Origin of the sequence: Variovorax boronicumulans (assembly GCF_019352895.1) — a bacterium.
Classification (GTDB): domain Bacteria; phylum Pseudomonadota; class Gammaproteobacteria; order Burkholderiales; family Burkholderiaceae_C; genus Variovorax; species Variovorax boronicumulans_A.
Genome location: NZ_JAAAFX010000004.1, coordinates 736,714 through 749,554, shown reverse-complemented (window position 1 = coordinate 749,554; position 12,841 = coordinate 736,714). Strand labels below are relative to the sequence as shown.

Genomic DNA, 12,841 nt, shown 5'->3' with positions numbered 1-12,841 from the left:
ACACGATGAACGTTCATGAGATCCGCGCGCAGTTCGCCGCCTTGCGTGCGCAGGGCCGGCGCCACAAGGACGCGGCCGAGGCGCTGTCGATCAGCGAAGGCGAGGCCATCGCCGCGCACGCGGGCGAACATGCGCAGGCGCTGCGCGCCACGCCCCTGCGCGGACCCTGGCTCGCGCTGCTGCAATCGCTGGAGCGCTGCGGCCCGGTGCTGGCGCTGACGCGCAACCCGTCGACGGTGCACGAGAAGACCGGCATCTACCAGAAGCTCTCGGGCTCCGGCCATGTCGCGCTGGCGTTGGGCGAGGACATCGACCTGCGCCTGTTCTTGGGCCAGTGGCACGCGGGCTTCGCGGTCAGCGAGGCCGCGGCCAACGCCGACCAGCCGCCGTCGCTGAGCCTGCAGTTCTACGATCCGCACGGCCTGGCGGTGCACAAGATCTTCGCGCGCGACGCGACCGATCGCGCAGCGCTGCAGTCGGTGATCGATGCGCACACCGACCGGTCGTTGGCGCCGGCGTTCACGCCGCCCACGCCCAAGGCGCCGCCGCGGCCCGACGCGCAGATCGATGCCGACGGCCTGCGCACGGCCTGGGCCGCGATGCAGGACACGCACCAGTTCTTCGGCCTGCTCAACACCTTCGAGGTCGAGCGCCAGCAGAGCTTCCGGCTCACGCAGGGGCGCTTCAGCCAGCGCGCCGCCACCTCGGCGATCCGCGCGCTGCTGCACGAGGCGGCCTTCGAGGGCGTGCCGATCATGGTGTTCGTATCGAACGCCGGCTGCATCCAGATCCACACCGGCCCGGTGGTACGCATCGAGCCGATGGAGATGCGTGGCATGCAGTGGCTCAACGTGCTCGACCCGGGCTTCAACCTGCACCTGCGCGAGGACCTGATCGAGGCCGTGTGGATCGTCGAGAAGCCGACCAGCGACGGCATCGTGACCTCGGTCGAGGCCTTCGATCGCGACGGCCACCTGATGGCCATGTTCTTCGGCGCGCGCAAACCTGGCGCCGCCGAGCGCGAGGACTGGCGCGCGGTGGTGCGCAAGCTGGAGCGCGCGGAGGCGGTGGCATGAGCAATCTCAAGACGGTCGAGATCAAGGCCTTCGTGCCCGCGAAGGACTATGCGCTGTCGCAGGCCTTCTACCGGGACCTCGGCTTCACGATGGCGTCGGACGGCGGCGGCGTCTCGTACTTCCACCACGGTTCCGTGAGCTTCCTGCTGTGCGATTTCTATGTGCAGGCGCTGGCCGAGAACCTCTCGATGCACCTGCTGGTGGAAGACGTGCACGCCTGGTGGGCGCAAGTGCAGGCCAGCGGCGTGGTCGAGCGCTACGACCTGCGGATCACGCCACCGGTCGAGCAGCCCTGGGCCATGATCGATTTCACGCTGACCGACCCCGCTGGCGTGTGCTGGCGCATCGCGCAGAACATTCCGCGCAAGGCCTGAGCACTGCATGAACACTTCGTCCTTCTCCGACGCCCGGCGCGATGCCTTGCGCCTCGCCTTTGCATCCGCCGGCGCGCTGGCGCTGCCCGCGCTTGCCCAGGCCAGGGCGCCGCGCCTTGTCACCATCAGCGGTGCGATCACCGAGGTGGTCTATGTGCTGGGCGCCGAAGCCCAGCTGGTGGGCACCGACACCACCAGCATCTACCCGGCCGCCGCACTGAAGACGCCCAAGGTCGGCTACATGCGCCAGCTCTCGGCCGAAGGCCTGTTGTCGCTCAAGCCCGATGCGGTGATCGCCACCACCGAGTCCGGCCCGACCGTGGTGCTCGACCAGTTGCGCAGCGCCGGTGTGAAGCTGGAGCTGATCGAGGCCGACCACAGCTGGGCCGAGGTGCAGCGCAAGGTGCAGGCCGTGGGTCGTGCCGCCGCGCGCGAGGCGCAGGCCCGCGAACTGCAGGCCAGGCTCGACGCCGAGTGGGCCCAGGTGCAGCAGCGCGTGGCCGCGGCCTCGGGACGCAAGCCGCGCGTGCTCTTCGTGCTGTCGCACAGCGCCACGCCGCAGGTCTCGGGCGAGAAGACCGCTGCGCATGCGGTGATCGGCTTTGCGGGCGGCGTGAACTGCCTCAGCGGCTTCCAGGGCTACCGCCCGATGACCGCCGAAGCCATGGCCAGCGCCGCGCCCGACGTGATCCTGACCACCACCCAGAGTCTCGAGGCGCACGGCGGCATCGACAAGTTCTGGCAACGGCCCGAGCTGGCGCTGACGCCGGCCTTCAGGAAGCGTGCGCTGATCGCGCACGACGCGGTGCTGTTGCTGGGCTTCGGGCCGCGGCTGCCGGGGGCCATCGGCGAGTTGCACACGCAATTGCTCAAAGCATGACCACGCGCTGGTCCGCGCGCACGGTGCTGGGCACCGGCGCGGCGCTGCTCGCGCTGGTGCTCGCCGTGGCCGCGTCCTCGGGCGCCTATGCGATCAGCGCCGCGCAGCTGATCGGGGTGGTGCGCGACATCTGGCAGGGCACGTCGCAGCCCTCGCCCGAGCACCTGGTCTTCGTCAACATCCGGCTGCCGCGCCTGATCCTGGGCCTGGTGGCCGGTGCGGGCCTGGGCATGGCGGGCACGCTGATGCAGGGGCTGTTCCGCAATCCGCTGGCCGACCCGGGCCTGATCGGCATCAGCAGCGGCGCCGCGCTGGCGGCGGGCGTGACCATCGTGCTCGGTGCGTCATTTTTCCCGGACCTGCCGCGCAGCCTGGGCAGCTGGACGCTGGTGGCCACGGCCTTCGGTGGCGGCTTCGCGGTGACGCTGCTGATCTACAGCCTGTCGCAGAGCGAGGGCGGCACGCGCATGGCGCTGATGCTGCTCGCGGGCATCGCGATCAACGCGCTGGCCGGCGCCGGCCTGGGCTTCCTGAGTGTGATGGCCAGCGACGAGCAGCTGCGCAGCCTGCAGTTCTGGCTGCTGGGCAGCCTGGGCGGCGCGCGCTGGGGCGCGGTGCTGCTGGTGGGCAGCGTGGTGCTGGTCGCGCTGGCGGCGGGCATGTCGCTGGCGCGGCCGCTTAACGCCATCGCGCTGGGCGAGGCGCAGGCGGCGATGCTGGGCGTCGACGTCGAGCGCATCAAGCGGCGCGCGATCTGGGTCACGGCCTTCGCGGTCGGCGCCGTGACCGCGACCACCGGCATCATCGGCTTCGTCGGCCTGATCGCGCCGCACTGGGTGCGGCTGATCGCGGGGCCCGACCACCGCATCGTGCTGCCGGCCTCGGCCCTGCTGGGCGCGGTGCTGGTGCTGGCCGCCGACACGGTGGCGCGCACCGCCATGGCGCCCACCGAGCTGCCGCTGGGCGTGCTCACGGCCGCGATCGGCGTGCCGATGTTCCTGCTGATGCTGCGGCATTTCCGGGGGCGGCTGTGACGCTGGCCTGCATCGAGGTGTCGGTCGCCATCGGCGGCAAGACGCTGCTGCCACCGGCGAGCGCCCGTTTCCTGCCCGGCCGCGTGGCGGCGATCCTCGGACCCAATGGCGCGGGCAAGTCGACGCTGCTGTCGCTGCTGAGCGGCCAGCGCGCGCCCACCCGGGGCCGGGTGCTGCTGGATGAGCGCCCACTCTCGGCGCACGGCCCGGCCGCGCTGGCGCTGCGGCGCGCGGTGATGCCGCAGGAGAGCGCGGTGGCCTTCGATTTCAATGCGGGCGACATCGTGGCGCTGGGCCGCTATCCGCACCGGCGCACGCCGAGCGCGGACGAGGACGCGATCGTGGCCGCGGCGATGGCCCTGACCGACGTGACGGCGCTGGCGCCGCGGGTGCTCAACACCTTGTCGGGCGGGGAGAAGGCGAGGGTGCACCTGGCGCGCGCGCTGGCCCAGCTGTGGTCGCCGCGGCCCGATGGCGCGGTGCGCTGGCTGCTGCTCGACGAACCCACGGCCGCGCTCGACCTGGCGCATCAGCACGCGGCCATGCAGCTGCTGCGCGCGCGAGCCGCCGAAGGCGTCGGCGTGGTGGCCGTGCTGCACGACCTGAACCTGGCACGCCGCTATGCCGACGACGTGCTGGTGCTGGACGGCGCCGGCGGCATGCACCAGGGGCCGGCGGCCGAGGTGCTGCAACCCGCGCTGATCGAACGGGTGTGGCGCATGCCCTGCCAGCCGGTCACCAGCGCCGACGGCACCGCGCAGTTCCTGTTCGGCTGAACGCTCAGTACGTCAGCCTTTGCGGCTGCAGCTCCTGCAGGATCGTCGTGGCGATCTCCTCGATCGACTTGGTGGTGGTGCTGAGCCAGCGGATGCCCGCGCGCCGCATCATGGCCTCGGCTTCGCTGACCTCGTGGCGGCAGTTCTCGAGACTGGCGTAGCGCGAGTTCGGCCGCCGTTCGTTGCGGATCTCGCTCAGGCGCTCGGGCTGGATCGTGAGGCCGAAGATCTTCTTGCGGTGCGGCATCAGCGCGGGCGGCAGCTGGCGGCGATCGAAGTCTTCGGGGATCAGCGGGTAGTTGGCGGCCTTGAGGCCGTGCTGCATCGCCAGGTAGAGCGAGGTCGGCGTCTTGCCGCTGCGGCTCACGCCCACCAGGATCACGTCGGCGCCCTGCAGGTCGCGGTTGCTCTGGCCGTCGTCGTGCGCCAGGCTGAAGTCGATGGCGGCGATGCGCGCGGTGTACTCCTTGCTCTTGCTGACGTCGCTGAAGCGCCCGATCCGGTGGTTGGACTTCATCGCCAGCTCGATTTCCAGCGGCCGCACGAAGGTGCCGAACATGTCGAGCAGCATGCCCTTGCAGCCGGTCTCGATCACGCCCAGCACGTCCATGTTGGCCAGCGTGGTGAAGACGATGGGGCGCTGGCCCTCGATTTCGGCCGTGTGGTTGATCTGCCGCACCGCCTGATGCGCCTTGTCGACCGTGTCGGTGAAGGGCAGCCGGATGTGCCTCGGCTTGATTTCGAACTGCGCCAGCACGGCGTTGCCGAAGGTTTCTGCGGTGATGCCGGTGCCGTCGGAGACGAAGAAAACAGAGCGTGTGGTCATGATGAGGCGGTTTTGTCCTTCGGCACGACCAGCAGGGTCGCGCCTACAATCCGGCCCATTATCGAGATTTCGTCCAGCCGCCTGCACTTTCTCGACACCCGAATTCATCCCATGTCCACCGCGCCCGCACCCAAAGCAACGACAACGATCGTGCAGCGCCGTCCGCATGCGGCACCGGTTTCAACTTCTGGAGCTTTCCCATGTCTGCACTTTTCGACGCGACCGCCTTGGTCGTTCCGTTTGAAAACCTGAGAATGACCGACGTCGAGTCGGTCGGCGGTAAAAACGCCAGTCTCGGCGAGATGATTTCGCAGCTGCCGCAAGGCGTGCGCGTACCCACGGGCTTCGCGACCACGGCCCATGCGTTCCGTGAATTCCTGGCCCACGACGGCCTGGCCGACAAGATCAGCAAGCGCCTGGCCGCGCTCGACACCGAGGACGTGCGCGCGCTGGCCGTGGCCGGCGCCGAGATCCGCGCCATGGTCGAGGCGCAGCCCTTCCCGGCCGACCTGCAGAAAGCCATCGGCGACGCCTTCGCCACGCTGAGCGCGGGCAACCCCGCGGCATCGTTCGCCGTGCGTTCCTCGGCCACCGCCGAAGACCTCCCTGACGCCTCCTTCGCGGGCCAGCAGGAGACCTTTCTCAACGTGGTCGGCATCGACGACGTGCTGCACAAGATGAAGGAAGTGTTCGCTTCCCTCTACAACGACCGTGCGATCAGCTATCGCGTGCACAAGGGCTTCGCGCACGACGTGGTCGCACTGTCGGCCGGCGTGCAGCGCATGGTGCGCTCCGACCTCGGGGCGGCCGGCGTGATGTTCACCATCGACACCGAGTCGGGCTTCGAGGACGTGGTGTTCATCACCTCGAGCTACGGCCTGGGCGAGACGGTGGTGCAGGGCGCCGTGAACCCCGACGAGTTCTACGTGCACAAGCCGACGCTGCGCGCCGGCAAGCGCGCCGTGATCCGCCGCAACCTGGGTTCCAAGCTGATCCAGATGGAGTTCGCCACGCCCGAGGAGAAGAAGGCCGACGGCAAGCTGGTCAAGACCACCGACGTCAAGGCGGAACACCGCAACCGCTATTCGCTGAGCGACGCCGACGTCGAGCAGCTGGCCAAGTACGCGCTGGTGATCGAAGAGCATTACGGCCGCCCGATGGACATCGAGTGGGGCAAGGACGGCACCGACGGCCACCTCTACATCCTGCAGGCGCGTCCCGAGACCGTGAAGAGCCAGCAGCAGGGCAAGCCCGAGCAGCGCTACAAGCTGCTGGGCCGCGGCGCCGTGCTGGCCGAAGGCCGTGCCATCGGCCAGAAGATCGGCACCGGCCCCGTGCGCCTGGTGCACAACATCAGCGAGATGGACAAGGTCCAGGCCGGCGACGTGCTGGTCACCGACATGACCGACCCCAACTGGGAGCCGGTGATGAAGCGTGCCGCCGCCATCGTGACCAACCGCGGCGGACGCACCTGCCACGCAGCCATCATCGCGCGCGAACTCGGCATTCCGGCCGTGGTGGGCTGCGGCGACGCGACCGACCTGCTCAAGGAAGGCACGCTGGTCACCGTCAGCTGCGCCGAGGGCGACACCGGCTTCATCTACGACGGCCTGCTCGAGACCGAGGTGACCGAGGTCCAGCGCGGCGAGATGCCGCCGGTCGACCTGAAGATCATGATGAACGTGGGCAACCCCCAGCTGGCCTTCGACTTCTGCCAACTGCCCAACCACGGTGTGGGCCTGGCCCGGCTCGAGTTCATCATCAACAACAACATCGGCGTGCACCCGAAGGCCATCCTCGACTACCCGAACGTCGACACCGACCTGAAGAAGGCCGTCGAATCGGTGGCGCGCGGCCACGCCTCGCCGCGTGCCTTCTACGTCGACAAGGTGGCCGAAGGCATCGCCACCATCGGCGCGGCCTTTTGGCCCAAGCCGGTGATCGTGCGCCTGTCGGACTTCAAGTCCAACGAGTACCGCAAGCTGATCGGCGGCAGCCGCTACGAGCCGGAAGAAGAGAACCCGATGCTGGGCTTCCGCGGCGCGGCGCGCTACGTCAGCGACGAGTTCCGCGAGGCCTTCCTGATGGAGTGCGAGGCGCTCAAGCGCGTGCGCAACGAGATGGGCCTGACCAACGTGCAGATCATGGTGCCCTTCGTGCGCACCCTGAAGCAGGCCGAGCGCGTGACCGACCTGCTGGCGGCCGAAGGCCTCAAGCGCGGCGAGAACGAGCTCAAGATCATCATGATGTGCGAGGTGCCGAGCAACGCCATCCTGGCCGACGAGTTCCTGCAGTACTTCGACGGCTTCTCGATCGGCTCGAACGACCTGACCCAGCTCACGCTGGGCCTGGACCGCGATTCGGGCCTGGAACTGCTGGCCGCCGACTTCGACGAACGCGACCCGGCCGTCAAGGCCATGCTGAGCCGTGCCATCAAGGCCTGCAAGGCACAGGGCAAGTACGTCGGCATCTGCGGCCAGGGCCCCAGCGACCACCCGGACTTCGCGCTGTGGCTGGCCGATGAGGGCATCGAATCGATCTCGCTGAACCCCGACAGCGTGATCGACACCTGGCAGCAGCTCGCCAAGCGCTGAGCCGGCTGTACCGTGGCGCGGGCCGCTCCCGCGCCACGCCAGGTCCTTCCAGGCCTGTGCGCGAACAGGGTGTAACTTTGTTGCGCATGATGCAATTTGAAGCAATTAAGTCTTTTTGCTGTCAAACTGGCTGTTCGAGACACAGCTTGGAAGGCACCATGATTCTTCTCAAGACAGAAGCGGGCCAACGCGTCTTCAAGGACCGTTCGATCCGCCTGACACCGCGGCAGCGTTCCGCCTTCATTCTTTGCGACGGCCAGCGCTCGGTCGACGAGGTGCTGGCCTCGGGCATGGGCATCGCGCGCGAGGACATCGATCAGATGATCGAACTGGGCGTGCTGAGTCCGCGCAACGCCGCCACGACGACAACGACGGCGGCGCCCGCGCCCGCGGCGATACCCCATCCCGCCGGCCTGGTGTTGGCCGAGTCGGCCCCGGCGGGCGAGCGGTCGGCGCAGCAGCGCTACCAGGACGCGTACCCGGTCGCGACGCAGCTGACCGGCGCGCTGGGCCTGCGCGGCTTCCGGCTCAACCTGGCCGTCGAAGGCACGGGTTCCTATGAGGAACTGGTGGCGCTGGCGCCGAAGATCCGTGCCGCCGTCGGCCAGGACAAGGCCGATATGCTGGACCGTGCGCTGGGCCTCGGGGCGGATTCCTAGGCTTTCCCGGCCTTGTTGCTATAATCGCCGGCTTTGCCTTGCCACACTGCGCCGACGCTGCGGGTGGCTTTAACCCTTCTACGGAAGATCCACAAGGAGTGCCATGCGTCATTACGAAATCATTTTGCTGATCCATCCGGATCAGAGCGAGCAAGTTCCGGCCATGCTGGAACGCTACAAGGGCCTGATCACGACCGGCGGCGGCAAGATCCACCGCGTCGAAGACTGGGGCCGTCGCCAACTGGCGTACCAAATCAACAAGCTCAACAAGGCGCACTACCTGTGCGTCAACATCGAGGCTGAACAGGCCGTGATGGCCGAGCTGGAACACGCGTTCAAGTTCAACGACGCCGTGCTGCGTCACCTGACCGTTCAGAAGAAGAAGGCCGACACCGGTCCTTCGTCGATGATGAAGACGGTCGAACGCGAAGAAGCCCGCAAGGCTCAGCAGGCCGAATACGCTGCCAACAACAACTGATGATGTGTCTCCGGCTGCCGCGGTCAATCAGCTTCTGCTGACGGCCCGCGTCGTCGAACTCGGTGCTCTGCGGTTCACCCCCGCGGGTCTGCCTGCCCTGGATCTGAAGCTCGAACACGAGTCGACGGTCCAAGAGGTCGGAAGGCCCCGGCAGGTCAGGGCGGTCCTCAAGGCCGTCGCCTTCGGCGCAGTGGCCGAACGGTTCGCGACGCAGGCGCTGGGAAGTCTCTGGCAATTCAGAGGTTTTCTGGCGACACCCGGAACGGCCAAGCACCCGGTGCTCCACATCCAGGATTTTCAGCAAGATTAATTTTCGAAGAGAGGTCCCGAAATGGCCACGTTCAAGAAATTCAACAAAGACAAGCGCCCCAAGCGCAACACCCAGTCGCTGCTGTTCAAGCGCAAGCGCTTCTGCCGCTTCACGGTCGCTGGCGTCGAAGAGATCGACTACAAGGACATCGACACGCTGCGTGACTTCATCAGCGAAAACGGCAAGATCATCCCCGCACGCCTGACCGGCACGCGCGCGATCTACCAGCGTCAGCTCAACACCGCCATCAAGCGCGCGCGCTTCCTGGCCATGGTCCCGTACAGCGACCAGCACCGCGTCTAAGGGGAATACACATGCAGATCATTCTTCTGGACAAGGTCGTCAACGTCGGTGCCCTGGGCGATATCGTCAAGGTCAAGGACGGCTACGCTCGCAACTTCCTGATCCCGTCGGGCCGCGCCCGTCGCGCCACGGAAGCCAACAAGGCCGAATTCGAAGCCAAGCGCGTCGAACTCGAAAAGGCTGCGGCCGCCAAGCTGGCCGATTCGCAAGCCCAAGGCGAGAAGCTCGCCGGTACCGCGGTCAAGATCACGCAGAAGGCCGGCGTCGACGGTCGTCTGTTCGGTTCGGTCACCAACGGTGACATCTCCGAAGAGCTGAACAAGCTCGGCTACAAGGTCGTGAAGTCGCAAGTGCGCATGCCCAATGGCCAGATCAAGGTCGTCGGCGACAGCACCGTCAGCGTCGCACTGCACACCGACGTGGTGGTCGACATCACCGTGTCGGTCTACGGCGAAACCGCCTGATCGTCGCTCGCGCTCCCTGCGCGTCGCAAAAGCCGCCTTCGGGCGGCTTTTGTTTTTTCGGATGACCCTGCTGCGGGTTGTCCTCATCGCTTCACCGGAAGATCACACCTTATCCACAGTGTTGTCCCGTGACGCACCCTGCCGCGCGCCGTAGCATCGGTGATTGCAAGGAAAGCCCATGTCCGCCGTTTTCTCCTATGCCGACAATGATTCGTCGGGCGATCGCGAAGTCGCGAAGTTACGCATTCCCCCGCATTCCATCGAAGCCGAATCCAGCGTGCTGGGCGGCCTCCTGCTCGACAACGGGGCCTGGGACCGGATGGGCGACCTGCTGGTCGATGCCGACTTCTACCGCTACGAACACAAGCTGATCTACGGCGCCATCGGCACGCTGATCAACGGCTCCAAGCCGGCCGACGTGATCACGGTGTTCGAGCACCTGGAGAACCTCGGCAAGGCCGGCGAAGTGGGCGGGCTGCTGTACCTCAACTCGCTCGCGCAGTACGTGCCGAGCGCGAGCAACATCCGCCGCTATGCCGAGATCGTGCGCGAGCGCTCGATCCTGCGCAAGCTGGTGACGGCAGCCGACGAGATCTCGACCGAGGCCTTCAACCCGCAGGGCAAGGCGGTCGACAAGCTGCTCGACGAGGCTGAGCAGAAGATCTTCAACATCGGCGAAGAGGGCTCGCGCTCGAAGCAGGGCTTCCAGGGCATGGACACCCTGGTGCTCGAGCTGCTCGACCGCGTGACCGAGATGGCCGACAACCCGGCCGACATCACGGGTGTGCCGACCGGCTTCATCGACCTCGACCGCATGACCTCGGGCTTCCAGGCCGGCGACATGATCGTGCTGGCCGCACGCCCTTCGATGGGCAAGACCGCGCTGGCGATCAACATCGCCGAGAACGTGGCGCTCAACGAAGGCCTGCCCGTGGCCATCTTCTCGATGGAAATGGGCGCCTCGCAGCTCGCGGTGCGGATCGTCGGCTCGATCGGCCGCATCGACCAGACCCATCTGCGCACCGGCAAGCTCACCGACGAGGAATGGCCGCGCCTGACCGAAGCCATCGAGAAGCTGCGCACCATCTCGCTGCACATCGACGAGACGCCGGGCCTGACGACCAGCGAACTGCGCGCGAACTCGCGTCGGCTCGCGCGCACCTGCGGACAGCTGGGCCTGATCGTGGTCGACTACCTGCAGCTCATGAGCGTGTCGACGTCCATGAACGACGAGAACCGGGCCACGGCCGTGGGCGAAATCTCGCGTGGCCTGAAGATGCTGGCCAAGGAACTCAAGTGCCCGGTGATCGCGCTGTCGCAGCTCAGCCGCGGCGTGGAGTCGCGCACCGACAAGCGCCCGATGATGAGCGACCTGCGTGAATCGGGCGCCATCGAGCAGGACGCGGACGTGATCATGTTCATCTACCGCGACGACTACTACGACAAGAACAGCAAGGAGCCCGGCGTCGCCGAGGTGATCATCAGCAAGCAGCGGAACGGCCCGACGGGCACGGTCAAGCTGGCTTTCCTCAAATCGATCACCAAGTTCGAGAGCCTGGCCATGGGCGGCGGCGGCGGCGACTTTTGAGCATGCCGTCGACGGCTGCGGTCCGTCTGCCGCAACCGGCCCAGTTCGTGGTCCGGGGCATCGTGCCGACCGCGGAGCAGGCGGCGATCCAGATCGCGCCCGAGAACACGATCATCATCGAGGCCAATGCCGGCGCGGCCAAGACCACCACCCTGGCCCTGCGCATGGCCGAGTCGTGGACGCGTGGCGTGCAGCCCCGGGATTGCCTGGCGCTGACCTACACCGACGAGGCGCGCGAGGCCCTCGCGCTGGCGCTGGCTCGCATCGGCGTGCCGGCCGCCGTGGTGCGTCAGTTCGGCATCGAGACCTTCGAATCCTTCTCGCGCTCGGTGCTGCGTGATCTCGACGGCGCCGTGGTGCCGGTCAAGCCCGATGCCGAGGCGCTCAAGGGCGTGGTGTGGGAGGCCATAGAGGCGGTGGCCGGCAACGCGTCGGAGCGCTGGCGCAGCGAGCTGGTGATTCCGTCGATGGGCGACAACGCCACCGTCGAAGCCTTCCTGCAGGTCGACCTGAACCTCAAGGGGCGCATGCTGCTCGACCTGGGCGAGCACGAGGGCGCCACAGACCCGAGCTTCGCGGCCTCGCTGGGTTGCGACTACACGCTGCTCAAGATCTTCAAGGCCTACGAGCGGATCCGGCGCGGCGGTCACCCGGACCATCCGGTGTTCCGCGGCCCCTTTGACGCGACCTACGATCTGGCCAAGGTCATTCTCGACGGCGAATTGCCCGAGTCGCTGGCGGCCTGGCCGCAGCGCGTGAAGATGGTGATGGTCGACGAGATGCACGACATGAACCAGGCGATGCACATGATCCTGTCGAAGCTGTTGGGCACGCACCGCTTCTTCTGCGGCGTGGGCGACGTCGACCAGGTCATCTATTCGGCGGCCGGTGCGGATGCGCGTTTTCTGGGCGACGAGATCGAGCGTACGAATGCGCGCCGCATCCGGCGCTATGCGCTGACGGCCAGCTTCCGCTACGACACCTCGCTCGCCAGGGCGGTGTCGCGCTTCAAACAGAAGAAGTGCGCATCGGCCAGTGCGCATGCCACCGCCGTGCGCACCCAGGTCTACGAGGACGAAGGCGCGCAGAGCTGCGAGAGCCTGCTGGTCGAGGAGATCCGGCAAGCCAAGCTGGGACGCAAGCGCCAACCCGCCTTTGCGGTGCTGTTGCGGCACCCGGACCAGTCGGTCGAGCTGGAGAACGCCTTGCTCGCTGCCGACATCGCCTACACGACGCGCGGCTTCGACAGCTACCTGATGCGCCCCGAGATCCTGCTGGTGCGCGGCCTGCTGGCCGTGGCGGCGGACCGCTTCACCAGCATCGACGATCCGCAGACGCGGCGTCGCGTGGTCGAGGCCTTCGTGTTCTTCTGCGACGTGCGCATCAGTTCGACAGGGCAGGAGAACCGCACGCAGCGCGAGCTGCTCGAGGATGCGGTCCGCTATGTCACGGACAACCCGCTGATCCTCAAGCTGTTCT

14 protein-coding genes (1 of these 14 cut by a window edge) are annotated in these 12,841 nt (G+C 67.3%); 13 read left to right on the top strand and 1 reads right to left on the bottom strand.

Annotation, left to right across the window (positions count from 1 at the left end; all coding sequences use genetic code 11):
• Positions 1–5 precede the first annotated feature (5 nt).
• Genes K0H49_RS05050 through K0H49_RS05030 form a run of 5 tightly spaced genes read left to right on the top strand, consistent with a single transcriptional unit; the run spans position 6 to position 4,140 of the window.
• Positions 6–1,076, top strand: a complete 1,071-nt coding sequence (locus tag K0H49_RS05050) for a hemin-degrading factor (protein WP_219210019.1) — start codon at positions 6–8, stop codon at positions 1,074–1,076.
• Positions 1,073–1,450, top strand: coding sequence for a VOC family protein (locus K0H49_RS05045; protein ID WP_219210018.1), 378 nt, complete (start codon positions 1,073–1,075; stop codon positions 1,448–1,450). The genes K0H49_RS05050 and K0H49_RS05045 overlap by 4 nt, the downstream gene beginning before the upstream one ends.
• Before the next feature lie 7 nt (positions 1,451–1,457).
• Positions 1,458–2,330, top strand: coding sequence for a heme/hemin ABC transporter substrate-binding protein (locus K0H49_RS05040; protein WP_219210017.1), 873 nt, complete (start codon positions 1,458–1,460; stop codon positions 2,328–2,330).
• Entirely contained in the window at positions 2,327–3,364 is a 1,038-nt protein-coding gene (locus tag K0H49_RS05035) for a FecCD family ABC transporter permease (RefSeq protein ID WP_219210016.1), read from the top strand. Before K0H49_RS05040 ends, K0H49_RS05035 begins: the two co-directional genes overlap by 4 nt.
• On the top strand, positions 3,361–4,140 hold the full coding sequence (locus tag K0H49_RS05030) for a heme ABC transporter ATP-binding protein (RefSeq protein ID WP_219210015.1): 780 nt from the start codon (positions 3,361–3,363) through the stop codon (positions 4,138–4,140). The genes K0H49_RS05035 and K0H49_RS05030 overlap by 4 nt, the downstream gene beginning before the upstream one ends.
• A 4-nt stretch (positions 4,141–4,144) precedes the next feature.
• Here the strand turns inward: K0H49_RS05030 and ppsR are convergent, their stop codons facing one another.
• Positions 4,145–4,966 carry a posphoenolpyruvate synthetase regulatory kinase/phosphorylase PpsR gene (ppsR, locus tag K0H49_RS05025; RefSeq protein WP_219210014.1) on the bottom strand — a complete coding sequence of 274 codons (822 nt, stop codon included), beginning with the start codon at positions 4,964–4,966 and terminating at the stop codon, positions 4,145–4,147.
• Between the two features lie 200 nt (positions 4,967–5,166).
• On the opposite strand from ppsR, the gene ppsA reads away from it, so the two are divergent.
• The 8 genes from ppsA to K0H49_RS04985 all read left to right on the top strand — a co-directional run.
• A complete protein-coding gene (gene ppsA, locus K0H49_RS05020; protein WP_219210013.1) occupies positions 5,167–7,560 on the top strand; it encodes a phosphoenolpyruvate synthase in 2,394 nt (797 codons plus the stop codon).
• Positions 7,561–7,718: 158 nt separating this feature from the next.
• Entirely contained in the window at positions 7,719–8,219 is a 501-nt protein-coding gene (locus tag K0H49_RS05015) for a hypothetical protein (protein WP_219210012.1), read from the top strand.
• 103 nt (positions 8,220–8,322) lie between these two features.
• A complete protein-coding gene (gene rpsF / locus K0H49_RS05010) occupies positions 8,323–8,697 on the top strand; it encodes a 30S ribosomal protein S6 (protein WP_183026194.1) in 375 nt (124 codons plus the stop codon).
• Positions 8,698–8,701: 4 nt separating this feature from the next.
• The gene (gene priB, locus K0H49_RS05005; RefSeq protein ID WP_374122307.1) at positions 8,702–9,007 is read left to right on the top strand and encodes a primosomal replication protein N; all 306 of its coding nucleotides are present in this window, start codon (positions 8,702–8,704) and stop codon (positions 9,005–9,007) included.
• A 21-nt stretch (positions 9,008–9,028) separates the two neighbouring features.
• The gene (gene rpsR / locus K0H49_RS05000) at positions 9,029–9,310 is read left to right on the top strand and encodes a 30S ribosomal protein S18 (protein ID WP_007830781.1); all 282 of its coding nucleotides are present in this window, start codon (positions 9,029–9,031) and stop codon (positions 9,308–9,310) included.
• Positions 9,311–9,321: 11 nt separating this feature from the next.
• Positions 9,322–9,774: a 50S ribosomal protein L9 gene (rplI, locus tag K0H49_RS04995; RefSeq protein WP_219210011.1), complete on the top strand. Its 453-nt coding sequence runs from the start codon at positions 9,322–9,324 to the stop codon at positions 9,772–9,774.
• 178 nt (positions 9,775–9,952) lie between these two features.
• A complete protein-coding gene (gene dnaB / locus K0H49_RS04990; RefSeq protein ID WP_183026192.1) occupies positions 9,953–11,362 on the top strand; it encodes a replicative DNA helicase in 1,410 nt (469 codons plus the stop codon).
• Positions 11,363–11,364: 2 nt separating this feature from the next.
• A protein-coding gene (locus K0H49_RS04985) for a UvrD-helicase domain-containing protein (protein WP_219210010.1) crosses the window boundary here: on the top strand, positions 11,365–12,841 show its 5' portion. Its footprint extends 506 nt past the window's final position; 1,477 of the gene's 1,983 nt are visible here — the first part of the coding sequence; it begins with the start codon at positions 11,365–11,367; the stop codon falls past the right edge of the window.

Bases quoted from the DNA above. Each gene is read 5' to 3' on its own strand.
- K0H49_RS05050 (WP_219210019.1), top strand. From the start codon at position 6: ATGAACGTTCATGAGATCCGCGCGCAGTTCGCCGCCTTGCGTGCGCAG.
- K0H49_RS05045 (WP_219210018.1), top strand. From the start codon at position 1,073: ATGAGCAATCTCAAGACGGTCGAGATCAAGGCCTTCGTGCCCGCGAAG.
- K0H49_RS05040 (WP_219210017.1), top strand. From the start codon at position 1,458: ATGAACACTTCGTCCTTCTCCGACGCCCGGCGCGATGCCTTGCGCCTC.
- K0H49_RS05035 (WP_219210016.1), top strand. From the start codon at position 2,327: ATGACCACGCGCTGGTCCGCGCGCACGGTGCTGGGCACCGGCGCGGCG.
- ppsR (WP_219210014.1), bottom strand. From the start codon at position 4,966: ATGACCACACGCTCTGTTTTCTTCGTCTCCGACGGCACCGGCATCACC.
- ppsA (WP_219210013.1), top strand. From the start codon at position 5,167: ATGTCTGCACTTTTCGACGCGACCGCCTTGGTCGTTCCGTTTGAAAAC.
- K0H49_RS05015 (WP_219210012.1), top strand. From the start codon at position 7,719: ATGATTCTTCTCAAGACAGAAGCGGGCCAACGCGTCTTCAAGGACCGT.
- rpsF (WP_183026194.1), top strand. From the start codon at position 8,323: ATGCGTCATTACGAAATCATTTTGCTGATCCATCCGGATCAGAGCGAG.
- rpsR (WP_007830781.1), top strand. From the start codon at position 9,029: ATGGCCACGTTCAAGAAATTCAACAAAGACAAGCGCCCCAAGCGCAAC.
- rplI (WP_219210011.1), top strand. From the start codon at position 9,322: ATGCAGATCATTCTTCTGGACAAGGTCGTCAACGTCGGTGCCCTGGGC.
- dnaB (WP_183026192.1), top strand. From the start codon at position 9,953: ATGTCCGCCGTTTTCTCCTATGCCGACAATGATTCGTCGGGCGATCGC.